At 71.8% G+C, this 22,656-nt stretch carries 24 protein-coding genes; 21 read left to right on the top strand and 3 right to left on the bottom strand.

Annotated elements, in window-relative coordinates; translation table 11 throughout:
* The first annotated feature begins 93 nt into the window (after nt 1–93).
* The 3 genes from HHL19_RS11840 to HHL19_RS11830 all read left to right on the top strand — a co-directional run bounded on the left by HHL19_RS11840 (nt 94) and on the right by HHL19_RS11830 (nt 1,462).
* The gene (locus HHL19_RS11840) at nt 94–393 is read left to right on the top strand and encodes a WhiB family transcriptional regulator (RefSeq protein ID WP_169088461.1); all 300 of its coding nucleotides are present in this window, start codon (nt 94–96) and stop codon (nt 391–393) included.
* A gap of 140 nt (nt 394–533) precedes the next feature.
* The gene (locus HHL19_RS11835; RefSeq protein WP_169088459.1) at nt 534–1,250 is read left to right on the top strand and encodes a hypothetical protein; all 717 of its coding nucleotides are present in this window, start codon (nt 534–536) and stop codon (nt 1,248–1,250) included.
* A complete protein-coding gene (locus HHL19_RS11830; protein WP_169088457.1) occupies nt 1,247–1,462 on the top strand; it encodes a hypothetical protein in 216 nt (71 codons plus the stop codon). Before HHL19_RS11835 ends, HHL19_RS11830 begins: the two co-directional genes overlap by 4 nt.
* Nucleotides 1,463–1,589: 127 nt before the next feature.
* Here HHL19_RS11830 and HHL19_RS11825 read toward each other — a convergent pair whose 3' ends face one another.
* Nucleotides 1,590–1,892, bottom strand: coding sequence for a hypothetical protein (locus HHL19_RS11825; protein ID WP_346768291.1), 303 nt, complete (start codon nt 1,890–1,892; stop codon nt 1,590–1,592).
* 283 nt (nt 1,893–2,175) lie between these two features.
* Here HHL19_RS11825 and HHL19_RS11820 point away from each other — a divergent pair, with 283 nt between their 5' ends.
* The 4 genes from HHL19_RS11820 (at nt 2,176) to HHL19_RS11805 (ending at nt 4,077) form a co-directional block, all read left to right on the top strand.
* Complete coding sequence (locus HHL19_RS11820) at nt 2,176–2,583, top strand: hypothetical protein (RefSeq protein ID WP_169088456.1); 408 nt, start codon at nt 2,176–2,178, stop codon at nt 2,581–2,583.
* A 101-nt stretch (nt 2,584–2,684) separates the two neighbouring features.
* A complete protein-coding gene (locus HHL19_RS11815; RefSeq protein ID WP_169088454.1) occupies nt 2,685–3,281 on the top strand; it encodes a phage tail protein in 597 nt (198 codons plus the stop codon).
* Between the two features lie 89 nt (nt 3,282–3,370).
* Complete coding sequence (locus HHL19_RS11810) at nt 3,371–3,661, top strand: hypothetical protein (protein ID WP_169088452.1); 291 nt, start codon at nt 3,371–3,373, stop codon at nt 3,659–3,661.
* Nucleotides 3,662–3,726: 65 nt separating this feature from the next.
* A complete protein-coding gene (locus tag HHL19_RS11805) occupies nt 3,727–4,077 on the top strand; it encodes a hypothetical protein (RefSeq protein WP_169088450.1) in 351 nt (116 codons plus the stop codon).
* Between the two features lie 39 nt (nt 4,078–4,116).
* Here the strand turns inward: HHL19_RS11805 and HHL19_RS11800 are convergent, their stop codons facing one another.
* Nucleotides 4,117–4,515: a hypothetical protein gene (locus HHL19_RS11800; RefSeq protein ID WP_169088448.1), complete on the bottom strand. Its 399-nt coding sequence runs from the start codon at nt 4,513–4,515 to the stop codon at nt 4,117–4,119.
* Nucleotides 4,516–4,561: 46 nt separating this feature from the next.
* On the opposite strand from HHL19_RS11800, the gene HHL19_RS11795 reads away from it, so the two are divergent.
* From HHL19_RS11795 to HHL19_RS11730, 14 genes are all read left to right on the top strand, one after another.
* Nucleotides 4,562–5,461 (top strand): hypothetical protein, encoded by a 900-nt coding sequence (locus HHL19_RS11795; protein WP_169088446.1) that lies wholly within the window; start codon nt 4,562–4,564, stop codon nt 5,459–5,461.
* Nucleotides 5,462–5,515: 54 nt separating this feature from the next.
* Complete coding sequence (locus tag HHL19_RS11790; RefSeq protein WP_169088444.1) at nt 5,516–6,715, top strand: phage tail protein; 1,200 nt, start codon at nt 5,516–5,518, stop codon at nt 6,713–6,715.
* On the top strand, nt 6,712–7,998 hold the full coding sequence (locus HHL19_RS11785; RefSeq protein WP_169088442.1) for a tape-measure protein: 1,287 nt from the start codon (nt 6,712–6,714) through the stop codon (nt 7,996–7,998). Before HHL19_RS11790 ends, HHL19_RS11785 begins: the two co-directional genes overlap by 4 nt.
* Before the next feature lie 35 nt (nt 7,999–8,033).
* Nucleotides 8,034–8,969 (top strand): phage tail protein, encoded by a 936-nt coding sequence (locus HHL19_RS11780; protein WP_169088440.1) that lies wholly within the window; start codon nt 8,034–8,036, stop codon nt 8,967–8,969.
* A gap of 64 nt (nt 8,970–9,033) precedes the next feature.
* Nucleotides 9,034–10,245 carry a hypothetical protein gene (locus tag HHL19_RS11775; RefSeq protein ID WP_169088438.1) on the top strand — a complete coding sequence of 404 codons (1,212 nt, stop codon included), beginning with the start codon at nt 9,034–9,036 and terminating at the stop codon, nt 10,243–10,245.
* An 8-nt stretch (nt 10,246–10,253) separates the two neighbouring features.
* Entirely contained in the window at nt 10,254–11,360 is a 1,107-nt protein-coding gene (locus HHL19_RS11770) for a hypothetical protein (protein ID WP_169088436.1), read from the top strand.
* Between the two features lie 2 nt (nt 11,361–11,362).
* Entirely contained in the window at nt 11,363–12,079 is a 717-nt protein-coding gene (locus HHL19_RS11765; RefSeq protein WP_169088434.1) for a hypothetical protein, read from the top strand.
* A gap of 140 nt (nt 12,080–12,219) precedes the next feature.
* Nucleotides 12,220–13,668, top strand: a complete 1,449-nt coding sequence (locus tag HHL19_RS11760; RefSeq protein WP_169088432.1) for a phage tail protein — start codon at nt 12,220–12,222, stop codon at nt 13,666–13,668.
* Nucleotides 13,669–13,747: 79 nt separating this feature from the next.
* Complete coding sequence (locus HHL19_RS11755) at nt 13,748–14,659, top strand: peptidoglycan-binding protein (RefSeq protein ID WP_169088430.1); 912 nt, start codon at nt 13,748–13,750, stop codon at nt 14,657–14,659.
* Nucleotides 14,660–14,671: 12 nt separating this feature from the next.
* A complete protein-coding gene (locus HHL19_RS11750; RefSeq protein WP_169088428.1) occupies nt 14,672–14,905 on the top strand; it encodes a hypothetical protein in 234 nt (77 codons plus the stop codon).
* The gene (locus HHL19_RS11745; RefSeq protein ID WP_169088427.1) at nt 14,892–15,155 is read left to right on the top strand and encodes a hypothetical protein; all 264 of its coding nucleotides are present in this window, start codon (nt 14,892–14,894) and stop codon (nt 15,153–15,155) included. The genes HHL19_RS11750 and HHL19_RS11745 overlap by 14 nt, the downstream gene beginning before the upstream one ends.
* A 196-nt stretch (nt 15,156–15,351) precedes the next feature.
* The gene (locus HHL19_RS11740) at nt 15,352–16,890 is read left to right on the top strand and encodes a PQQ-binding-like beta-propeller repeat protein (protein ID WP_169088425.1); all 1,539 of its coding nucleotides are present in this window, start codon (nt 15,352–15,354) and stop codon (nt 16,888–16,890) included.
* A gap of 152 nt (nt 16,891–17,042) precedes the next feature.
* Nucleotides 17,043–17,321 (top strand): hypothetical protein, encoded by a 279-nt coding sequence (locus HHL19_RS11735; RefSeq protein ID WP_169088423.1) that lies wholly within the window; start codon nt 17,043–17,045, stop codon nt 17,319–17,321.
* Between the two features lie 19 nt (nt 17,322–17,340).
* Nucleotides 17,341–18,678, top strand: coding sequence for a hypothetical protein (locus HHL19_RS11730; protein WP_169088421.1), 1,338 nt, complete (start codon nt 17,341–17,343; stop codon nt 18,676–18,678).
* Between the two features lie 71 nt (nt 18,679–18,749).
* Here the strand turns inward: HHL19_RS11730 and HHL19_RS11725 are convergent, their stop codons facing one another.
* Nucleotides 18,750–22,649: a DNA-directed RNA polymerase subunit beta' gene (locus tag HHL19_RS11725; protein ID WP_169088419.1), complete on the bottom strand. Its 3,900-nt coding sequence runs from the start codon at nt 22,647–22,649 to the stop codon at nt 18,750–18,752.
* Between the last annotated feature and the right edge of the window lie 7 nt (nt 22,650–22,656).

Below are 22,656 nucleotides of genomic sequence, written 5' to 3'. Positions count from 1 at the left end.
GAGGGAATCCTCTTCACAAATTAGTTGCGAGCGCACTCGCAACATGACAACGTGCGTGTTCGCAACGACACTTCCGAGCCCGGGAGCCGCCCCATGCCCCTGCCCGAAACCGCGGAGCCCGACGACTGGCGCGCCGCGGCCGCCTGTCTGGGCCTGCCGCCCCGGGTGATCTTCGCCCGTCGGGAATCGGAGGCCCTGCCTGCGTTGATGGCATGCCGAGCCTGCCCGGTCACGCACCACTGCGAGGAGACCGTGGCACCGGCCGACACCTTCTTCGACGGTGTCGCCGCGGGCCGCCTGTGGCGCAACGGCCGACCGGCGCGCCTGCGGCTCACCTCCGTTGCGAGGTCGCACGAACCATTCGGATGTTCCCGGACAAAGGTCGATGACTGACGCGTACTCCGCGCGTAGGGAAGCTACGCCGTCTCCGCCGGTCCCTCGACGACGTCCCGCGTACACCGACCGGCGCCGGCCGCCCGCGCACCCCGGGCCCGCCGCCCGCCGACCCCACCACCGCACCGCCAGGAGGCCCCATGACCACGCCGGCACAGGACGCGTCGCTCTGGATCGAAGCGTTGCTGCGGCAGTTCCCCGAGCTGCTCACCGAACTCGCCCCCGGGCGGACCGGCCCGTCCGGGAGGCCCGCTCGGCAGGCGACCGCCCAGGACGCCGAGGCGTCGCGCCAGGAGCGCCGCGAGGCCCTGCTCATGGAGCAGCGGCACGGACTCACCGTGCCCGGCCACTCGACGGCGCCCCTGCGCCTGCACGTCTCCGACGCCATCCGTGACATCACCGACGGTGTCGTCGAGCTCGACGAGGCCGTGCACGCCGGGCTCGGGCTCGGCCGGCCCCCGCGCGCACGGGTGCCCGAACGGCTCGCCCGGATCCTCGCCCTGCTGGACCGGACGGAGAACGAACCGGCGCTCCTCGCACACGTGCGGAACGAGGCGCGGCGGATGGCCCGGCGCTGCGGCCGGACGCTCGGGGACTCCGAGACCATCGTGCGGGTCCGCGGCCGGTGCCCCTGGTGCGACTCGGTGTCCCTGCGGGCCTTCCCGGCGCGCCGTGCGGTCCTGTGCGTGAACCCCGCCTGCCGCTGCACCGACGAGGAGTGCGACTGCCGCACCGATCCGGCCCTGCGCCACGTCTGGCCGGAGGGCGCCTGGGAGGTGCTGGCGGAGGCCGGGGGCGCCGACCGCGCCGAACTCGCACGGTCCATGGACGTCGCCGACGGAGGAGTACGCCGATGACCACCGCCGCGGTCTCCCCCTTGATCAACGCCGCGCTGGCCGCCGAGGAGGCCGGTGTCGTGCCCGCGACCATCCGCAAGTGGGTCCAGCTGGGCCATCTCGCGCCGGCGGGCCGGCAGGGGCGGTCCCTGCTCTACCGGCTGGAGGACGTGTTCGCCGCCGAGCGGACCGTACGCCTCGGACGCCCGGGGCCGGAGCGCGCGAGCGGGTGACGGTCCGGGCCGCACCACAGCACGTCGGTCCCGGCAGGCCCCGGGACCGGAGGCCGGCCCGACCGGACCGAAGACGCGGAGAGGCGGTCGCCCTGTGGGGCGGCCGCCTCTCCGCGTCTGTCCGCGCTCATGTTCCGACGCCCCCCTCGGGACCCGTCCGCACCTGCGCGCCCCTCCGCGACCCGGCTCGGACGGTCCGGGCCGCCGCCCCGCCCAGGGCCTCCTGCCATCCGCTGGCGAAGCCGCGGACCTCCGCGTCCACGGCGATCCTCGCGCCGACCTTGCCCACCACCGCGGCGAGGGTCCGTCCGACATCCCCGGTGTACCGCCCGGCCTCCCCCGCCTCGGCGGCGACCTCCACGGCCGCCACGACCACCTCGGTCAGCCGCTCCTGCGCACTGCCGCCTCCGCCGACCACACGCACCCCCACCTCTCCACCATCGAATCGAATGTTCATTCGAATATCTACGGATGCCCGAGGGTAGCGCCCCCTCGGGATCCGAACCACTCACCACGCCCCCACGCGCCGGAACCGGACCCACCCGCTCGAACGAAACGATCGCTCTCGCACGAACTAGTTGCGCGCTCGCGCGCTATCAATCACAATGGATGCAGCGGCGGAGCTGTGCCCGCATCCCTCCAGGGCACGGCTCCGCCGTCGCGTTTCCCACGCCCCCTCCCCCGTCCCCTTCCCACAGGAGTGATGCCACGTCATGAGCTCAGCACCGAGCACCTTCCCGGACGTGGAGGCCATCGTCGTGGACCTCCTCTCCGACCGGCCGGAGCTGGCGGACGCGATCGTCGACGACACCCCGCCGGCGGGCTTCGACGGCACGCAGAAGGCGGTGATCGTCTCCCGCCGCGGCGGGGCCTGGATCGACGACCTCCATCTCGACCAGCCCCTGATCGAGCTGGAGTGCTACGGGCCCGACAAGCCGACCGCGCACCTGCTCGCCAACGCGGCCCGGGCGGAACTGCTGCACGCCGCCGGCACCACGTACGGCACGACGTTCATCAGCGACGTCGCCGAGGCGGACGGCCCCCGCTGGCTGCCCGACTACGTCTACACCGCGGCCAACCGCTACCTCTGCGTCCTGCGGTTGTCCCTCCGCACGGGCTGACCCACCCGCCCGTGCCCACAGACAAGGCCCCGCCGACCGGCGGGGCCTTCGCCGTACCCACGGCGGACACCCCGCACCACCCAACCCATCAAGGAGTACACATGGCAGGCAACAACGCCTCCGAGATCCGCGTCGCCGGCACCGGCCGCATCCTCGTCGCCGAGGTCGGCGCGGCGCTGCCGACGACCTTCACCGACAACCCCGCCACCGACTGGGGTGCCGGCTGGACGGACCTCGGCTACACCTCCACCGACGGCGTGACCTTCTCCAAGAAGGACAAGCTCGACCCGGTGGAGACCTGGCAGTCGATCAGCCCGGCCCGCTTCGTCTACGCGGACCGCGACCTGACGCTGAAGTTCTCGATGCTGCAGTTCAACGAGGACACGCTGCCGTTCTTCCTCGGCGGCAAGAAGACGGACTTCCGCAACGACGCCACCAACAACCCGGGCGTCTACGAGTTCGACGTGCCGGACGGTCCGACCTTCGACGAGCGGGCCCTGGGCCTGGAGTTCACCGACGGCTCCGCGGTCACGTACCGCTTCGTCATCCCGCGCGGCCAGGTGACGGCCACCGACGACCTCAAGCTCGCCCGCAAGGCCGCGGCGATGCTCGGCGTCACCTTCACCGCCCTGTCGCCGGGCGAGGGCCAGGCCCTGGCCACCTTCGTCATGAAGGACGGCGCCTACGCCGCCGTGTAACACCCCGTGGGGGCGGGGCCGGCCGACGACCTCGGCCGGCCCCGCCCCCGCTCCCTCCCCCCCTTCCTCTACGTACGGAGAACACGTCCATGGCTTCCTTCGACGTCAACGCCGCCCGCGCCCAGCGCATGGAGGCACTCGGCCGCTCCTGGTCCTTCGAGCTCGACGGCGACACCTTCCAGCTGCCCACCGAACTCTCCCGCTCCGTGGCCAAGTCGCTGCGCGGGCTCGACGACAACGACGTGGACGGCCTGCTGAAGCTGCTGATGGGCGAGGAGCAGTTCGGACGCTTCGAGACCCACGACATCACCATGCAGGACATCGCCGCGATCCTTGAGGCGTACGGCAAGGAGACGGGGCTGGGCCTGGGGGAAGGCTGAGCCTCGACGCGTTCGCCGAAGAACACGCCGAGGCCCTCGAAGCCGACCTGCTCCGGCACTACGGCGTGGACCTGCTCGACTGGCACCGCGGCCGGCTCTCCTCCCGCCGGCTCGCGGTGCTGATCAGGCACATGCCACAGGACAGCGCCGTGGCCCGGGCCCAGAGCGGCGAGGACTCCCAGTGGACGGTCACCGACTATCTGCTGGCCGCCGCCGTCGACCATCTCGCCGCCGCCAACTGGATGTTCGCCTCCGTCAACACGGACGAGGACGCCGACCCGCCGGAGGCGCCGGTCCCGGTGCCGCGGCCGGGCGACGATGCCCCGCCCGACACGGACGGTGCGGGGCCGAACGCGGAACCGGAATCCGGAGGGTCCTCACCCGGCCCCATGGAAATCGCCCGCTTCTTCAGTTGAGCACGGCCCGCCCACGATTCGATCGGAGTCGGGCCGTGCTCAACGTGTGAAGTAGTACAGGGTGAAAACCATGAGCCCGGTCGTCTGCGCGACGATCACCACCCCTCCGGCAATCCTGCCGAAGGTGACCGGAGCTGCCGCCGAGACACTCGGGAACGACGGGATGTACACCACGTCCCAGATCTCCCCGGGAAGCCCCTGCGCAAGCGAATGCGTGCGCGCCTTCGTGAAGCGCGTCTTTCCGTCGGGCGCCGCGTAGGCGATATGAGCGGTGCTGGCATTCTTCCCCAGCGTGACATCGAGGCACCTTCCTTCCGTCGCCACCCCCTTCCATTTCAGCCACACGAGGGAGAAGAGGCGGGCGGCGGAGAAGAGGAAGAGCGCCACCACGCCGCCGATGACCACAGTGCCGAACAGTACGTCCACAAGAGTCTGCACGGTCGCCCATCATGCCAAAACGATCACCGCGGAGGAAGGAGACCTCATGACCACTTCCCCGAATCCGGAGGGCAAACCGGACTATGTGACCAGCCAGGAACTCGAAGAAAGAATCAGCGCGAGACTCGACGCGAGGCTCAGCGCGGAGGACTTCGTCGGCTCCGGTGAAGTCGAATCCGTCGTCCGTGGCCTCAACGAGCAGAAAGAGCTGCCCGAGACGGAGGTCTCACGACTCGTCAGGGCCCTCAAGGAAAGCATTGCGAAAGATCAGGACCAGGCCGCTGCGGACAACAAGAACTGGCTTTTCTGGAATGTCTCGGAAACCAGCATCGGGCCGGTGGACCTCGGCGAGCAGAACGTCGCCCAGCAGATGGTCTACTCCAGCAACCAGGTATTCAAGTGGGACCCCAGCCTTTTCACCATCGACGAGTCCGGGGTCAAGGTCGCCGGTGTCACCGTCCTGAAGAACCCCCTCACCACCTGGCTCGAAGGCACCGCCCTGTCGGCCGACGAGCGGGCAGCGAGGAGGACGAGCGGCACCGGCGTGCCGGGCATCCTCGACGGCACGTCCGGGAACACGCCCGACGACTCCCGGCCCTCGACGGACGGGCGGGCCGACGCGCGGCCCGCCCGCGGCGAATCGTCGAACAACAAACTGATCCAGAAGGTGCTCAACCGGCTGGATCCGTGGCGGAAGGGCGTCGACCGCAAGCTGTCGGCCCACGACAGCGCCCTCCGAGCTCTCCTGAAGGACCGCCAGACCCAGGCGCGTACCACCAGGGAGCGCGTCTCCGGCCAGGCCGAGCGGCTGGGCCGGCGGCGTGCCTTCGGGACCCTCCCCGCGTCCCGTGCGAACCGGCGGGCCCAGGTCCGCATGGACCAGGAGGTCAGCCAGCTCCGGGCGCTCGAGTCGGCAACGGCCACCTTGATCTCCCGGCTCGGATGATCCGCCGGACGCACAGCCCCTCATCAGACCACCATCCGGGACAGGGACACACCCATGTCATTGAGAAGCTCCCTCGGGCGGGCGTCCGGCTCGCTCAGACAGTTCAAGTCGGCTACGGATACGGCGAACCGCGCCACCGCAGGGCTCGGACGCCAGGCGGTCACCGCCGACCGCGGCGTCTCCAAGGTGCGTACGAGTTCGCAGCGGGCGGCCACAGAGCTGCAGAAGATGCAGCGCGCCGCGGACAAGGCCGAGCGGTCCATGGCCAAGGCCGGGAGGACCGGGCAGAAGAGCGGCACCCAGGTCGGGAAGTTCAAGTCCGGCGCCGACAAGGCGTCCAAGGGCATGAAGGGCCTGAACAAGTCGATGAAGGGCAACATCATCGGCACCCTGCTCGCGCTCTTCGCGCCGCTCATCGAGAAGGTGGTCGAGATGGCCACCCGCTCCAAGACCATGCAGAAGATCCTCAAGGTCGCCTTCGGTGCGATCAAGAAGGTCATCAGCTCGGTCATGAAGGTCGTCGGCCCGATCATGAAGAAGGCCGGGGCGCTGATCAAGAAGGTCTGGAACGGCATCAAGAAGGCGATCACGGTCGTCATCAAGGCCGTCGCCAAGGTCATCAAGACCTACTTCAACGCCTGGAAGAAGATCATCACGACGGTGATGAACGCCGTCAAGAAGGTGATCTCCAGCGTCTGGAACGGCATCAAGAAGGTCATCACCCCCGTCGTCAACTGGATCAAGAACGTCGTCCCGAAGGCGTTCACCGCCGTCAAGGACAAGCTCTCCCGCATCTGGGGCGGGCTCAAGGACATCGCCGGCCGGGCCTTCGACAAGATCAAGGGCGCCGTCAAGGGCCCGATCAACGCCGTCATCGACCTCATCAACTCCGCGATCCGCAAGCTCAACGGGATCAAGGTCTCGATCCCCGGCTGGGTACCCCTGGTCGGCGGCAAGACCTTCGGCGTCAGCCTGCCCACCATTCCCCGGCTCGCCCAGGGTGGTGTCGTCCAGCCCCGCCGGGGCGGCGTCCACACCATCGTCGCCGAGGCCGGTGAGGCCGAGGCCGTCCTGCCGCTGTCCAAGCTGGACCGCCTGATGCGCCACACCGCCCGCCGCGCCCGCGCCGAGGCGCTGAACGCCGGTACCGGCGCGACCGCCGGATTCCAGATCGAGAACTACTACGAGGCGTCCTCCAGCGACCTGCGCGAGACCGCCCACGCCCTGCTCTTCCTCTCCAAGGCCCGCGGATGAGTGCGGCGGCGCTCGCCCCCCGCCTGGACCCGCTCGCCGGGGTCGCGGGGGCGCTGACGGGCTTCCGCACCCGGCTCGGCGAGGCGGGGCGGGCACTCAAGGGCTTCGGGGGCTCCGCCCACCGGGCGGGTTCCGCCGTGGACGGGATCAGGAGCGGCGCCGCCTCCACCGGTACCGCGCTGCGCCAGGTCAGGACCCGCGCGGAGGCCGCCGGAAGGTCGCTCACCAAGACCGGCCGGACGGCCGGCACCACCGCCACCCGGCTCAAGGGCACGGGCACCAGGGCCCGCGGGGCGACCCGGCCGCTGAACTCGATCGCCTCCGGCTCCGGCCTGTTCGGCTCGATGGCGGGGCTGCTCGGCAAGGCGTCCGGCACCGTCTCCACCCTCATGGGCCTGCTCGGCGGCGGGCTCACCGTCGCCGCCGGCGCGATGACGGCCGTGAACGTGGCGATGCGTGCCAACCCGCTCGGCTTCGTCCTGGGCCTGATCGTGCCGCTCGTCGCCGCGATCATCACCTTCGCGATGAACTCCGAGACCGGACAGAAGATCATGAAGCAGGTCTTCGACCAGGTGCTCAAGGTCTTCCGGGCGATCGGGAAGTTCCTCGGTCCGGTGATCCAGGCGTACGCCAAGGTGATCTCGACCTACTTCACCGTGGTCAGGACGATCATCACGGGTGTCGTGAAGGTGATCGGCGGCGCCCTGTCGAAGGGGTTCGCCGGCGCCCGCTCCGCCATCTCCGCGGCGACCCGCGCCGTCACCGGCCTCATCCGCGCCGCCTGGGGCGGCTTCAAGAAGGTCCTCCAGCCCGTCCTCGACTGGATCACGAAGAAGATCCCCGACATGTTCACCCGGGTGAAGGACGCCATGTCCGGCACCCTGCGCGGCATCGGCGACTTCGTCACCACCGGCATGCAGAACCTGCTGGGCGTGATCAAGGGCCCGCTGAACGGCCTCATCGCCTTCGCCAACTGGGTCATCGACGGCCTCAACAGCATCAGCGTCAACATCCTCGGCAAGAAGTTCGGCGTCGACCTGCCGAAGATCCCGCAGCTCGCCGAGGGCGGCGTCGTCGAGCCCCCGTCCGGCGGCGGACCGGGCTCCGTCCGTCCACTGGCCTCCCTGGACCGGCTCCGGCCCGCCGAGGCCGGGCACCGCACGCAGGCCGCGTCCCGTCCCGCGGAGCGGGTCAGGCTGCACGCCTACCACGCGGCCGAGGGGCGCGGCCCGCTCGCCGTCGCCGCCGACCTGCTGTTCCTCCACCGGACAGCGGCCGCCTGAACGCGCCCCCGACAGAAGTGAGGTGACGGCCCGTCATGGCCGAGACCGCAGACAGGTACCAGACCGACACCGCACCCGGCTCACTGATCACCCGCGACGGGCAGATCCAGTGGGCCGGCCTGCTGATGGGGCCCGGTACCCCGTATCAGATCGACCGCACCGGCATCACCGGCTGGGACGACCTCCCGGTCCTGGACACCGGTGACATCCCCCGCCCCGACCAGCACGGCTCCTGGCCCGGCGCCCGCTGGGCCCAGCCCCGGCTGGTCGGCGCGACCGTCTGGCTGCTGCCGGACGCGGCCGACCGGGCCCACGAGGTGACCGCCGCCTTCCGCGCCGCGACCGGAGCCGACGGCGGCGAGGAATGGCTGGCCGTGCGCCTGCACGGCGAGACACTCGCGGTACGGGCCCGGCTCAGCCGCAAGGTGGTTCCGCAGGACCGCTCCTACGTCCGCGAGGGCACCACGAAGACCAGCCTGCAGTGGACCGCCACCGATCCCCGGCGCTTCGGCGCCCGGCTCCTGAGGGGCGAGGCCGCACTGCCCGTCATGGAACCGGGCCTGTCCTGGCAGGGCCCCGCGGCCGGCGGTCTGGAGTTCCCGCTCGACTGGGGCGGAGCCGGCGTCGCCGGCACCCTCACCGCGGTCAACTCGGGCTCGGCCGCGAGCCACCCGGTGGTCGAGTTCCGGGGGCCGCTGCGCCGGCCGACCCTGACCCGGCTCTCCGACGGCCGCCAGCTCCAGTACGACATCGTGCTCGGCCCGCAGGACGTCCTGACCGTGGACACCGAGGCGGGCACCGTCCGGCTGAACGGGACCACGTCCCGGCTCTACACCGCCACCTCCGCCTCCGCCCCCGAGCAGCTCTTCACGCTCGCCCCCGGCGAGACGGCCCTGGCCTTCCGCTCCAACGACAGCACTCCGGACCCCGCTGCCTCGGTGACCGTGCTGTGGCGCGACTCCCACTGGTGAGAGCACCGCCCCACCCCACCCGCTCCCCCTCTTCACCCGCCCCTTTTCCCTCCAGGAGGACGACATGCCCGTGCGCAGCGCATGGCTGATCAACCGCACCGAGACCGAGTCCGGCCAGTCCCGCACCGACACCCGGCTCTCGCCGCTGGGCACCCTGGCCCCGAGCGGCGCCCTGACCACCGCCTCCGGCATCATCCCGGGCTCCACCGACGGCAAGTACCTGATGTCCGCGCTGTACGTCTTCGGCGACACGGCCGGGATGACGGCGAACGTGGCCCCGGGCCGGGCCGTCATCCAGGGCAGCCCCGCCGCCGGCGCGTACCCGGTCGTCCTGACGGACTACACCACGATCACCTTCGACGACGGCGACGCGAGCAACCCGCGCGTCGACCTGGTCGTCCTCCGCGTCTACGACGCCCAGTTCGACACCGTCAACGGGCGCACCGAGGCGGTCCTGGAGATCGTCAAGGGCCAGCCGTCCGCCACGCCCGAGCCCCCGCTCCTGCCGGACGTGTCCCTGCCGCTCGCCCGGGTCACCGTCCCGGCGGGCGCCTCCGTCGGAACCGGCGGCCTCGACTGGAGCACCGCCGTCTACGACCTGCGCCACACCACCGTCGCCGTCGGCGGCATCCTCGCCGAGGGCTGGAACCGGGACGTGCCCGGCGGCTACACCGGCCAGTACCGCGACACCTCCGCCCACCTCCAGCGCTGGGCCGGCGACCGCTGGGTGTCCTACCCGCGCCAGGTCGGCGGCATCGCCCCGCAGGGGGCGCTGGCGGCCGGCGAGTACACCGGCCAGTACCGGGACGAGGGAGGCAGGCTCCAGCGCTGGGACGGCACCGTGTGGCGCCCGGCCACCGCCGTGCCCTCGACCGCGTGGGCGTACCACAACGACGGCGGCTTCTGCGCGTCCACCAGCTGGGTCGAGGCGGTCACCGACACCACCGGCCCCACCATCACCGCGACCTTCACGGTCCCGGTGTCCGGGGCGGTCTACGTCACGGTCGGCTACATGGGACAGGTCGCGGTCGACGGCCAGTGGGGCCGGATGTCGGCCAACATCCGCAAGAACGGCGCGCTGGTGCTCGGCGCCGACGAGGTCCGCTCGGCGCAGATCGCCCACAAGGGCCAGGCGCAGTCCGTCTCCCACACCTTCCGCGTCACCGGCCTGGAGGTGGGTGCCACCCACACCGCCGTCTCCGCCTACTGCTCCTCGGCGACCAGCAGCCGCGTCTGGTACGACAACCGGTTCATCCGCGTCGACCCGGCCCTGTGAGGCGGACCGTGGCCGAATCCCCGACGACGCCCGCCTACCGGGCGCTCTTCTGCGACCTGCGCACCGACCGCGTGGTGGACGTGCTGCCGCTCACCGAGGCGAAGTTCGACGACTTCATCGGCAAGCCGGGTTCGCTCACCGCGACGATCCCCCTCCCGGACGGCTCCCTGGCCGCCCGGGCCCGGGAGGCGCTCCAGCCGGGCCGCACCGCGGTCTGGCTGGAGCGGGACGGCGACATCTGGTGGGGCGGTGTGCTGTGGACCTGTACGCCGGTCTCCGACGAGCAGGGACGCCTGAAGGTGCAGTTCCAGGCCGGCACCTTCGACTCGTACCTCGACCACCGCATCCTCTCCACCGACCTCCTCGGCACCGCCACCGACCAGTTCGACATCGCCCGGCTGATCGTCGCGCACGCCGAGGAGCAGCCCGGCGGACGGATCGACATCAGCCTCGGCCACGAGATGTCGGGCGTCCGGCGGGACTACGCGTACGCCTACTCCGCCCTCGCCCGGATCCGTGAACTGCTCGACAAGCTGGCCCAGCTCGCCGACGGGTTCGAGTGGCGGATCCACTGCTACCGCGACGCCCAGGGGCGCCGCGTCAAGCGGCTCCAGCTGGGCCACCCGACGATCCAGACGGGCACCACCGACATCGTGCTCGACCACCCGGGCCAGATCCTCACCTACAGCCTGCCCACGGACTCCACCGTGCAGGCGAACGTGTGGGTGGCCCGCGGCGAATCGGCCAACACCGACCAGTCCCAGGAGTCCCAGCCGCTCACCGTCGAGGCGGAGATGTCCGAGGACCTGCTCGGCGGCTGGCCCCGGCTGGAACGGACCTCCGACCACAGCGGGGTGAAGGACCAGGAGACGCTGCGCTCCCTGGCCGCCGCCGAACTGTCGCGCCAGAACCGCCCCGAGACCATCCCGGAACTCACCGTCGTCCTCGACGGGCGGATCACCCCGGCGCTCCTCGGCGCCCGCGTCCGGCTGCGGATCCACGACCTGTGGCATCCGGAGGGCCTCGACCGGCAGTACCGCGTCGTCGGCCTGGCGGTGAACCCGCCGCAGCGCACCAAGGCCGAGACGGCCACGCTCTACCTGGAAGGGGTCTGACGGTGGCGATCATCCCCACCGACCTGCTCGACCGCATCCGCGCCCTGGAACGCCAGGTCCGCGAGCTGATGGGCAGCGCGAACACCAGCCCGGCACTCAACCAGATCAGCAGCGGCGAGGTCGTCATCGGCGACGGCGGCCGGCTGCGGGTCCGCACGGCCGGCGGCGAGGACCTGCTCTACCTGGGCCGGGTCGAACCCGGCCGGGACGAGAACACCCCGCAGCAGGGCCTCGTCGTCCGGCGGGACGACGGCTCCCTCGCGCTGACCGTCTGGACCGGCAGCCCCGACACGCTCCCGGTCCAGCCCGTGCAGATCCTCGACCGGCGCGGGAACGTGGTCGTCGCCGACGACGCCGCCCAGCGCGGCCTCGCCCGCCCCTACATCCCCTATCCGCTGCCGGAGCCCGTGGACACCACCCGCTGGGTGTCCACCGGATCGACCACGTGGACCACGCTGTACCGCGGTCCTGGCATCGTCCAGCACCCTCGCCTGCACTGCCGGGTCGCCGCCGAGGGGACCGCCGGCGCCGAGGTGCGGGTCCTGGTGAACGGCACCCCGGTGGGTCCGTCGGGCACGCCCGGAACGGGCCTGGTCTTCACCGAGAGCCTCACCGCCGACTACGGCGCGACGGTCACCTTCGAGGTCCAGGCGAAGGTCGCGGCGGCGGGCGGCACCGTCCGCTGCCGCCCGCTGGCGCTGTACGGCGTCCAGTCCTGACGCCTCCCGCCGCCCGGCCGGCCGCGCACCGCGGCCGGCCGGGCGCACCCGCACGCCCGCCGCGCCCGGCCCGTCGTGAACTTCCCGCCCGTGGCGTACGCCCGTCCCGGCGTCCCCCGCACCACCCGTAAGGAGCCCCCGTGCTGCCTCCGTCCCTCTCCACCGTCCAGGTCACCGCCCGGTACCTCACCCCGGACGGCGGCCCCATGAGCGGGTCCGTCGAGTTCCGGCCGCCCGCACTGCTCACCCACGCCGAGGCCGATGTCTTCGTGGGCGGTCCGACCCGGGCCACCCTCGACGCCGAGGGCCGGTTCACCGTCGTCCTGCCGGCGACCGACCTCCCCGGCTGGAACCCCGTCGACTGGACGTACCAGGTCACCGAGAAGCTCGGCGGCCTGGACCGGGTACGCGTCTACCAGATCGCCCTGCCCGCCGCGAACCCCGTGGTCGACCTGGCCGACATCCGCCCGGCGGACCCGAACACCCCGCACTACGTCGCCGTGCCGGGCCCGCCCGGCCCCGCCGGAGAACTCGGCCCGCAGGGCCCCGCAGGACCGGTGCGGTCCGTCAACGGCCAGACCGCGGCGGACATCGTGCTGACCGCCGCCGACGTCTCCGCCCTCGCGGCCACCACCGCCGGCACCGCCGGCGGGGTGGCCACCCTGGGCGCCGACGGGAAGGTGCCGGTGGAGCAGCTGCCGGCCGCGGGCGGCGCGGTCGCCTCCGTGAACGGCCGGACCGGCGACGTGGTGCTGGCCGCCGCCGACCTCGGCGCACTCACCCCGGCCGCCGGCGACCTGCGCTATCTGGCGATCGACGGCGCCCCCGTCACCTCCGTCAACGGGCAGGCGGGCGCGGTGCAGCTGAGCGCCGCCGACGTGTCGGCGGTGGCGGCCGGGGACGCGGTCCTGCTCACCGGGGCGCAGACCATCGAGAGCGCCAAGGTGTTCACCACCCCGCCGTTCTCCACGACCGCGCCGACCAACCCCGACCACCTCACGCGCAAGAGCTACGTCGACTCCGTCGCGGCCACCGGGACCTGGACCCCCGGCGCCCTGGGCTTCTCCGGCTGGGCGTTCGACCCGGCGGCGGCCTCGGCGGACCAGGTGCAGTACTGCACCAACGGCACGGTCTACCTGATCGGCGTGCCGCTGCACGCCGCGACCACCGTACGGAACGTGGTGTTCTACGTCCCCGGCTATGTCGGCGGCACCCTGAGCGCCTCCTCGTACGCCGGTCTCTACACCAGTGCCGGAGCCCGGGTCGGCCTCACCGCCAGCCTCACCACGCTGATCCCCGCCACCGAGGGCAAGACCGTGGTGTGCCCGCTGACCACCGCCTACAACGCGCAGCCGGGGCACTACTGGGTCGCGCTGGTGGTCAACGGGCCGAGCCCCAACTACAACGGTCCGGCCTTCCTCCGTGCCGCGAGCGTGGGCGAGTTCCCGGGCGGCAGCGCCCGGATGCCCGGCGCCTTCGTCCGGCACGGCCGGCTGTCCACCACGGGCCAGACCTCGCTCCCGGCGTCCTTCACCCCCTCCACGGTGGTGGCCGACGCCAACGCCATCTGGGCCGCCCTGGCCGCCTGACCCGTACCTCCTGCCCCCTCCGGAGCGCCCCGCGACGGCCGAGCCGCCGCGGGGCGCTCCGGCCGTCGAAGGGAATTCCATGGCCACTCCCCTCTCCGCGGACCGGCTCCTCGCCGCGCTCCGCGCCGAAGGCGTCACCGTCGTCGAGCACCCCGGCTGGCGCGGCCACCACCGCAACCGCGTCGGCGCCTGGGGTCCGGTGAACGGCGTCATGATCCATCACACGGTGTCCAGCGGCACCGCATCCTCCGTAGCCCTGTGCTTCGACGGCTACGCAGGACTCCCCGGCCCGCTCTGCCACGGCGTCATCGCCAAGGACGGCACCGTCCACCTCGTCTCCGACGGCCGCGCCAACCACGCCGGCGGCGGCGACCCGTCCGTCCTGCGGGCCGTCGTCACCGAGGCGTACGGCGACCGGCCCCCGGCCCCGCGCGAGCACCAGGGCAGCGCCGGCGCCGTCGACGGCAACTCCCGCTTCTACGGCTTCGAGTGCGTCAACCTCGGCAACGGCACCGACCCCTGGCCGGCCGCCCAGCTCGACGCGATCGAACGGGTCTCCGCCGCGCTCTGCCGGGCCCACGGCTGGGGCGCCAAGTCCGTCATCGGCCACCTGGAGTGGTCCGACTGGAAGAGCGACCCCAAGGGCTTCGCCATGCCCGTCATGCGCGACCGGGTGCAGAAGCGGCTCGGCGCCGCCCCCGCCTCCAGGCCGACCGCCCCGGCGAGGCCCGCCACCCCGAAGTACCACCCCTTCCCCGGCACCCAGTTCTTCCGGGACGCCCCCAGCTCCCCGGTGATCACGGCGATGGGCCGCCGGCTGACGGCCGAGGGCTGCGCCCGCTACCGGATCGGCCCCGGCCCCCGCTGGACCGAGGCCGACCGCCAGTCGTACGCGGCCTGGCAGCGCAAGCTCGGCTTCCGCGGCGCCGACGCGGACGGCTGGCCCGGCGCCACCTCCTGGAACGCGCTGAAGGTCCCGCACACCCCGTAAGGAGAGACCCCCATGTCCGAAGCCGCGAAGCGCACGGCCCGCACCGTCCTCCAGACCGCCGTCGCCCTCGCCCTGGTCCTGCCCGCGCTCGTCGACGCCTCCGGCATCCCCGCCACCCTCCCCTGGGTCGCCGGCGCGCTCACCGTCGCCGGCGCCCTGACCCGGGCCATGGCGGTCCCCGCCGTCCAGCTCCTGCTGCCCTCCTGGCTGCGGACGGAACAGGGCGGCGCCGATGACCGAGGCTGACCCGAACGACCCGGTCGCGGTCGCGCTCGAACTGGAACGGCTCCGCGGCACCCTCGAAGCCGGCTTCGCCCGCGTCGACGGCTCGCTCGCCCTGCTCGTCCAGCGCAGCGACCAGACCGACAAGCAGCTCGCCGACCACGAGGCCAGGCTCGACGACCTGGAGCGGTCCCGCTGGCCGCTCGCCTCCGTCGCCGCGCTCACCGCGGGCGCGGGGGTACTGCTCGCGATCTGGGAACTGGCGGGACGCTGACCGCCCCCGGGTGGCCTTCCCTCGTCCCGTACGGGACGGAGGCCACCCGGCACCCGGCACCCGCCGCTGCCGGGCCCCGCTCCTGCCGGGTCCCGGCAGCGAACCGAACCTCGGCGTGCCCGCCGCCCCACCTGACGTCTCCGCCCGCCCGCCGGAACAATCACCGTCGGGGAGCGACAGCGAGGGGGAGGGACACATGGCGAGCCGCCCGAAGTCCGACGACACACACGACGTGATCGGCCTCGTCCTCGGCGGGGCGTTCGGCGCCGCCCTCACCGCCCTGCTCGGCGGGTGCGGGCTCACCCTCAGCGAGACCGGTGGGGACGCACCGGCCATCTGGGGCTTCGTCGGGTTCATCGGCCTCATCGTCACCACTCCGCTGTTCCGCGTCGGACTGTCCCTGTCGTCCAGCGGGGCGCTGGCCGGCTCCCTCGGCGGCGCCGCCGTGATAGGCGCCCTGCTGTACACGACGCTCGGCGAGGGCGCCGTCGGCGTCTGGGAGGCACGCACGGAACGCCCGCTCGGCATCGAGGCGGTCGGCAGCTGGCAGACCGACGACCTGGTGATCCGGGCCCGGCCCGACCGGGTGACCGCCCGCGCGCTCTCCGACGGCACCGCCGCCTGGTCCTGGGCGCCGCCCGGCCGGGACGTCGTGTGCGCGATGAGCCGCGAGACGACCGGCGGCGTCGGCCTGATCGGGCACGCCCCCGAGGGCAGGCCCTGCACCACCGTCCGCGCCCTCGACCTCACCACCGGCGGTCCGCGCTGGACGGCGACGCTTCCCGTACGGGCGGTCAAGGCCGGCGGGCCGCGCCCCGACCTGGTGGCCGCCGGGCACGGTCTGGCCCTACTGCCGACCGCCGACGGCTGGCGGGCCCTCGACGCCAAGGACGGCAAGGACCGCTGGCTCACCCGCGCCGAGCCCGGCTGCGTACCCCTGCTCGTCCACACGGACCCCGACAACGACCCCGACACCGACACCGACACCGGCCCCGGAACCGGCGCCGGAATCCGCCCCGGAACCCTCGTCACGGTCGCGGACTGCGGAGCCGGGAAGGCTCCCGTCCTGCGCACCCTCGCCCCCGGAACCGGGCGGCAGACCGCCCGCGCCGCGCTGCCCGCGCGGGGTGTCCCGGAGCAGCTGGCCGTGCTCTCGGCCCGCCCGCTCGCCGTCTGGGTGTGGGAGCGCGAGGTACGGGGCACCCGCGCGGTCCTCTCGTACGACGAGCTCGGCAAGCGGCGCGCCACCATCCCGGCCTCCGCGCCCCGCCACGAGCTCCGCGTCGTTCCCGCCCTCGGCGACCTGCCGGAACCCGTCTTCGCCGCCCGCCCCACCCGTACCGCCGTCGTCGTCGGCGACACCCTGGTCATGCCCGGGGTGCGCCCCGGGGACAACGAGCATCGCGGCACCGGCAAGGGGGCCACCTGGGTGAAGCGGTCCCGGCTCGTCGGCCACTCACTCGCCACGGGCCGCCGACTGTGGACCACGGAGGAGCTGAAGAACCACCTCCACGGCCTGACGAGCGACGGGTCCGCGGTCTGGGCGCTGAAGGACACCGACCTGCTCCGGATCGACCCGCGCACCGGCCGTATCGTCCGCGACGTCTCGCTCCACGAGCTGGACGACACCCCCCGGCACCCGGTCGACCTGCGGGTCTCGGGTGACCGGTACACGCTCGTCAACGAGGACGGGACGAACGGCCGCGCACCGGTCCGCGTCCTGCGCCACAGCTGACACCACAGCCCACCCTGCCGCGCCACCTGCCGGACCCCGGCAACAAGCGGGCCCCAACACGGCCTGATACAGGCCCTGTTGCCAGGGTCCACCTGCCCGGACACTGCACATCAGCAACAACTGCCCAGTCGCCGAAGAACCGGAGGCCCGCCATGGCCACGGACGACCGTGCCCTGCCCACACCCGGCAGGACCCCGCCGACCGATCTCGACGTGGAGGTACGCCTCACCGTCCTCGCGTACGGCACGATCGCCGCCGAGTACGCGTCCGCCGCCGGCCATCCCGACACACCCCAGGCGATCGTGGACGACTACGCGATCGTGGTCGACGCCCTCGCCCTGGCCCACCGGGTACCGGAAGCCGACGTCCCGGCGGTCCTCGCCATCGGCACCCGGGCCCTGCTCCGCGTCCACCGGGCGCTGCTCGGCTAGTCACGCGAGGGGGATCTCCATGACGCGCGACCGGCATCACGACCGACACCACACCCGCGACCGCGACTGGCGGCGCGACTGGCACCGCGACGACGACCGCGACCAGCTCGACGACTGGCTCCGCGACCCCGGCAGGCACCGTTCCGACGACTGGTCGCACGACCGGTACGAGGCCCACGTCGGCGAGCAGCTCCCCTTCCGGCTCCGCGAGCCCGACGAGGACGCGCTCCCCTCCTGGCTCCGCGACCCCGACGAGGACCGGCTCCCCGAGGACCGGCTCCCCGAGGACCGGCTCCCCGAGGACCGGCACCACGCGCGTACCCCAGCCATCCCACCCACCACGCCCACCGAGCCGCCCGGGCCACCCCGGACCGGCCGCCGTCGCCGCACCGTCCCGCGGCACGTCGTGTGCCTCGGCCTGGCCCTGGGCGCCCTGCTCCTCGCCTTCGGCGTCACCCCCGCGACAACGCTCGGCGCCTCCATGGCGCTCACCGTCCTCGGCCACTCGGCCGCCGTCCACCTGCGCGGTCGCCGTACGCGGGCCTCGGGGCCCGACCCGCTGCCGCCCCACACCGACCGGGCGGCCGCGGACGCCGCGATCACCCGGTACGGGGAGCGGCTCGCCCGGCACCCCCTGCACGGGCACGCAACCCCGGCGACCGCCGCCTCCTGGCGTATCGCGTTCGACGCCTACGACGAGGCGAAGCGGGCCGAGCCGGGGCAGGTGCCCGAGATCCTCGCCCGCGGAGGCGCCGCGCTCGACGGCCTCGCCCGCCCCGCCGTGCACCGGCCGCCCGCGCCGCTCGACCCGGAGCTGAGCAGTCACGGCACCGGCCCCGCGACCGTACGCCTCCCCAAGCCGGAGGGGTGGTCGGGGCCGTGTCTGCTGGTCTTCGAGGGCACCGACCCGGAGGGCTTCACGGTGCACGCCCGGACCGGTGGCCGCCGCAGCAACCGCACCGTGCGGCTGGCGCGCCAGCTACGCGGCCCGGGGGCCGTACGCGTCCCCGTGCCGAACACCGCGGAGGACGCGCTGACCGTCGAGATCACTACCGAGGGCCCGTGGTGGACCGCCCTGCTCCCGGCACGCAGAGCACGCGTCCTCCACGGCACGCTCCACGGCATGGGCTCGGAGCTGCTGTCGAACGCGGCCCGGCACCACGCCGCCGTCTTCGAGCACCACGGCGAGGGCGAGTTCCTCGTCCGCGAACCCGACGCCCAGAACGTCACCACCGGCCGGATCCTGGCCGAGGGCGAGGGCCCCGCCCGGCTCTACCTCGGCCTGGACGACGTCGCCAGTGTCCACGTCGACACCGAGGACTGGTGGAGCCTGGCCCCCCATCACCGCCGCGTCTGAGCCCGGAAACCCCGAAGGGCGGCACCCCGTACGCAACGGGGTGCCGCCCTTCGGTCGGTCAAGCGACTCGCTTACTGGTTGTACGGACCGTAGTCGTAGTCCTCCAGCGGAACGGCCTGGCCGGAGCCGGTGCCGAACGGCGAGTAGTCGAGGTCGTCGTAGCCGACGGACGAGTACATCGCCGCCTTGGCCTCCTCGGTCGGCTCGACCCGGATGTTGCGGTAGCGGGACAGACCCGTACCGGCCGGGATGAGCTTACCGATGATCACGTTCTCCTTGAGGCCGATGAGGCTGTCGGACTTGGCGTTGATCGCCGCGTCCGTCAGGACTCGGGTCGTCTCCTGGAAGGAGGCGGCCGACAGCCAGGACTCCGTGGCCAGCGAGGCCTTGGTGATACCCATCAGCTGCGGACGGCCGGAGGCGGGGTGACCGCCCTCGGTGACCACACGACGGTTCTCCTGCTCGAACTTCGAGCGCTCGACCAGCTCGCCCGGGAGGAGCTCCGCGTCGCCGGACTCGATGATCGTCACGCGGCGGAGCATCTGCCGGATGATGATCTCGATGTGCTTGTCGTGGATCGACACGCCCTGCGAGTTGTAGACCTTCTGGACTTCGCCGACCAGGTGGACCTGGACCGCGCGCTGACCGAGGATCCGGAGCACGTCGTGCGGGTTGGTGGCACCCACGGTGAGCTTCTGGCCCACCTCGACGTGGTCGCCCTCGCCCACGAGCAGACGGGCACGCTTCGAGATCGGGAACGCCGTCTCGTCGCTGCCGTCGTCCGGGGTGACGACGATCTTCTTGGTCTTCTCGGTCTCCTCGATGCGGACGCGACCGGCCGCCTCGGAGATCGGGGCGACACCCTTGGGCTGACGCGCCTCGAAGAGCTCGACGACACGCGGCAGACCCTGGGTGATGTCGTCACCGGCCACACCACCGGTGTGGAAGGTACGCATCGTCAGCTGGGTACCGGGCTCACCGATGGACTGGGCGGCGATGATGCCGACCGCCTCACCGATGTCGACCAGCTTGCCGGTGGCGAGCGAGCGTCCGTAGCAGAAGGCACAGGTGCCGACGGCCGACTCACAGGTCAGGACCGAGCGGGTCTTGACCTCCTCGACGCCCGCGTTGACAAGTGCGTCGATCAGCACGTCACCCAGGTCGACGTTGGCCGGCGCGATGACCTTGCCGTCGACGACGACGTCCTCGGCGAGCATCCGCGCGTACACGGAGGTCTCGACGTCGTCCGTCTTCCGCAGGACACCGGCCTCGTCCTTGGCCGCGATCCGCAGCTTCAGACCGCGCTCGGTGCCACAGTCCTCCTCGCGGATGATCACGTCCTGCGAGACGTCCACCAGACGACGGGTCAGGTAACCCGAGTCGGCGGTACGCAGGGCGGTGTCGGCGAGACCCTTACGGGCACCGTGCGTCGAGATGAAGTACTCGAGGACGGTGAGGCCCTCACGGAACGACGCCTTGATGGGACGCGGGATCGTCTCGTTCTTGGCGTTGGACACCAGACCACGCATACCGGCGATCTGACGCATCTGCATCATGTTTCCTCGGGCGCCCGAGTCCACCATCATGAAGATCGGGTTCGTCCGCGGGAAGTTCGCGTTCATCGCCTCGGCGACCTCGTTGGTCGCCTTGGTCCAGATCGCGATGAGCTCCTGAGTGCGCTCTTCCTTGGTGATGAGACCGCGCTCGTACTGCTTCTGGACCTTCTCGTCCTGCTCCTCGTAGCCCTTGACGATGGCCTTCTTGGCCTCGGGCACGACGACGTCGGAGATGGCCACGGTGACACCCGAACGGGTCGCCCAGTGGAAGCCGGCCGCCTTCAGGTTGTCGAGCGTCGCCGCCACGATGACCTTGGGGTAGCGCTCCGCCAGGTCGTTGACGATCTCGGAGAGCTGCTTCTTGCCCACCGAGTAGTCGACGAACGGGTAGTCCTCGGGCAGCAGCTCGTTGAAGAGCGCGCGGCCCAGGGTCGTCTTCAGACGGAAGCTGTCACCCTGCTGCCACTCCGGCTCGCCCTCCTCGGCGACCGGGGGAACCCAGCCGCGCGGCGGAACGGTGCCGATCGGGAAGCGGATGTCGATCTCCGACTGGAGCGCGAGCTCGCCGGCGTCGAAGGCCATGATCGCCTCGGCCGTGGAGCCGAACGCGCGGCCCTCGCCCTTGGTGTCACGCAGCTCGCCGTCGGTGGTGAGGAAGAACAGACCGAGGACCATGTCCTGGGTCGGCATCGTCACCGGGCGGCCGTCGGCCGGCTTGAGGATGTTGTTCGAGGACAGCATCAGGATGCGGGCCTCGGCCTGCGCCTCCGCGGAGAGCGGCAGGTGCACGGCCATCTGGTCACCGTCGAAGTCCGCGTTGAAGGCGGTGCAGACGAGCGGGTGGATCTGGATGGCCTTGCCCTCGACCAGCTGCGGCTCGAAGGCCTGGATGCCGAGGCGGTGCAGCGTGGGCGCACGGTTCAGCAGAACCGGGTGCTCGGCGATGACCTCTTCGAGGACGTCGTACACGACCGTGCGGCCGCGCTCGACCATCCGCTTGGCGCTCTTGATGTTCTGCGCGTGGTTCAGGTCGACCAGGCGCTTCATCACGAACGGCTTGAAGAGCTCCAGGGCCATGGCCTTCGGCAGACCGCACTGGTGCAGCTTGAGCTGCGGGCCGACGACGATGACGGAACGCGCCGAGTAGTCGACACGCTTGCCGAGCAGGTTCTGACGGAAACGACCCTGCTTGCCCTTCAGCATGTCGCTGAGGGACTTCAGCGGACGGTTGCCGGGGCCCGTGACCGGGCGACCGCGACGGCCGTTGTCGAAGAGGGCGTCGACCGCCTCCTGGAGCATCCGCTTCTCGTTGTTCACGATGATCTCGGGGGCACCGAGGTCGAGCAGACGCTTCAGACGGTTGTTGCGGTTGATCACACGGCGGTACAGGTCGTTCAGGTCGGAGGTCGCGAAGCGGCCACCGTCCAGCTGCACCATCGGACGCAGGTCCGGCGGGATGACCGGCACGCAGTCGAGAACCATGCCCTTGGGGCTGTTCGCGGTCTGCAGGAACGCGGAGACGACCTTGAGGCGCTTGAGCGCGCGGGTCTTCTTCTGGCCCTTGCCGGTACGGATGATCTCGCGGAGCTTCTCGGCCTCCTCCTCCAGGTCGAAGGACTCCAGGCGCTTCTGCAGCGCCGCGGCACCCATCGAGCCGTCGAAGTACGTGCCGAAGCGGTCACGCAGCTCGCGGTAGAGGAGCTCGTCGCCCTCCAGGTCCTGGACCTTGAGGTTCTTGAAGCGGGACCAGACCTCGTCCAGACGGTCGATCTCGCGCTGCGCACGGTCGCGCAGCTGCTTCATCTCGCGCTCGGCACCCTCGCGCACCTTGCGGCGCACGTCGGCCTTGGCGCCCTCGGCCTCCAGCTCGGCCAGGTCGGACTCGAGCTTCTTGGCGCGGTTCTCCAGGTCGGAGTCGCGGCGCTGCTCGATCTGCTGGCGCTCGACGGAGACGTGGGCCTCCAGCGACGGCAGGTCGCGCGTGCGGCGCTCCTCGTCCACGAAGGTGATCATGTACGCCGCGAAGTAGATGACCTTCTCCAGGTCCTTCGGGGCGAGGTCGAGCAGGTACCCGAGGCGCGACGGGACGCCCTTGAAGTACCAGATGTGGGTGACGGGAGCGGCCAGCTCGATGTGGCCCATCCGCTCACGGCGCACCTTGGCGCGGGTGACCTCGACGCCACACCGCTCACAGATGATGCCCTTGAAGCGGACACGCTTGTACTTGCCGCAGTAGCACTCCCAGTCCCGGGTCGGACCGAAGATCTTCTCGCAGAAGAGTCCGTCCTTCTCGGGCTTGAGCGTGCGGTAGTTGATGGTCTCCGGCTTCTTGACCTCGCCGTGGCTCCACTGACGGATGTCGTCAGCGGTGGCCAGACCGATCCGGAGCTCGTCGAAGAAGTTGACGTCGAGCACTATGCGT

Source organism: Streptomyces sp. R302 (assembly GCF_012927245.1).
Classification (GTDB): Bacteria; Actinomycetota; Actinomycetes; order Streptomycetales; family Streptomycetaceae; genus Streptomyces.
The sequence above is the reverse complement of the archived record's forward strand: the minus strand, read 5'-3'. Positions and strand labels throughout refer to the sequence as shown.

Coding starts and splice junctions, on each gene's coding strand:
- HHL19_RS11840 (WP_169088461.1), top strand. CDS start 94: ATGCCCCTGCCCGAAACCGCGGAGCCCGACGACTGGCGCGCCGCGGCC.
- HHL19_RS11835 (WP_169088459.1), top strand. CDS start 534: ATGACCACGCCGGCACAGGACGCGTCGCTCTGGATCGAAGCGTTGCTG.
- HHL19_RS11830 (WP_169088457.1), top strand. CDS start 1,247: ATGACCACCGCCGCGGTCTCCCCCTTGATCAACGCCGCGCTGGCCGCC.
- HHL19_RS11820 (WP_169088456.1), top strand. CDS start 2,176: ATGAGCTCAGCACCGAGCACCTTCCCGGACGTGGAGGCCATCGTCGTG.
- HHL19_RS11815 (WP_169088454.1), top strand. CDS start 2,685: ATGGCAGGCAACAACGCCTCCGAGATCCGCGTCGCCGGCACCGGCCGC.
- HHL19_RS11810 (WP_169088452.1), top strand. CDS start 3,371: ATGGCTTCCTTCGACGTCAACGCCGCCCGCGCCCAGCGCATGGAGGCA.
- HHL19_RS11795 (WP_169088446.1), top strand. CDS start 4,562: ATGACCACTTCCCCGAATCCGGAGGGCAAACCGGACTATGTGACCAGC.
- HHL19_RS11790 (WP_169088444.1), top strand. CDS start 5,516: ATGTCATTGAGAAGCTCCCTCGGGCGGGCGTCCGGCTCGCTCAGACAG.
- HHL19_RS11785 (WP_169088442.1), top strand. CDS start 6,712: ATGAGTGCGGCGGCGCTCGCCCCCCGCCTGGACCCGCTCGCCGGGGTC.
- HHL19_RS11780 (WP_169088440.1), top strand. CDS start 8,034: ATGGCCGAGACCGCAGACAGGTACCAGACCGACACCGCACCCGGCTCA.
- HHL19_RS11775 (WP_169088438.1), top strand. CDS start 9,034: ATGCCCGTGCGCAGCGCATGGCTGATCAACCGCACCGAGACCGAGTCC.
- HHL19_RS11755 (WP_169088430.1), top strand. CDS start 13,748: ATGGCCACTCCCCTCTCCGCGGACCGGCTCCTCGCCGCGCTCCGCGCC.
- HHL19_RS11750 (WP_169088428.1), top strand. CDS start 14,672: ATGTCCGAAGCCGCGAAGCGCACGGCCCGCACCGTCCTCCAGACCGCC.
- HHL19_RS11745 (WP_169088427.1), top strand. CDS start 14,892: ATGACCGAGGCTGACCCGAACGACCCGGTCGCGGTCGCGCTCGAACTG.
- HHL19_RS11740 (WP_169088425.1), top strand. CDS start 15,352: ATGGCGAGCCGCCCGAAGTCCGACGACACACACGACGTGATCGGCCTC.
- HHL19_RS11735 (WP_169088423.1), top strand. CDS start 17,043: ATGGCCACGGACGACCGTGCCCTGCCCACACCCGGCAGGACCCCGCCG.
- HHL19_RS11730 (WP_169088421.1), top strand. CDS start 17,341: ATGACGCGCGACCGGCATCACGACCGACACCACACCCGCGACCGCGAC.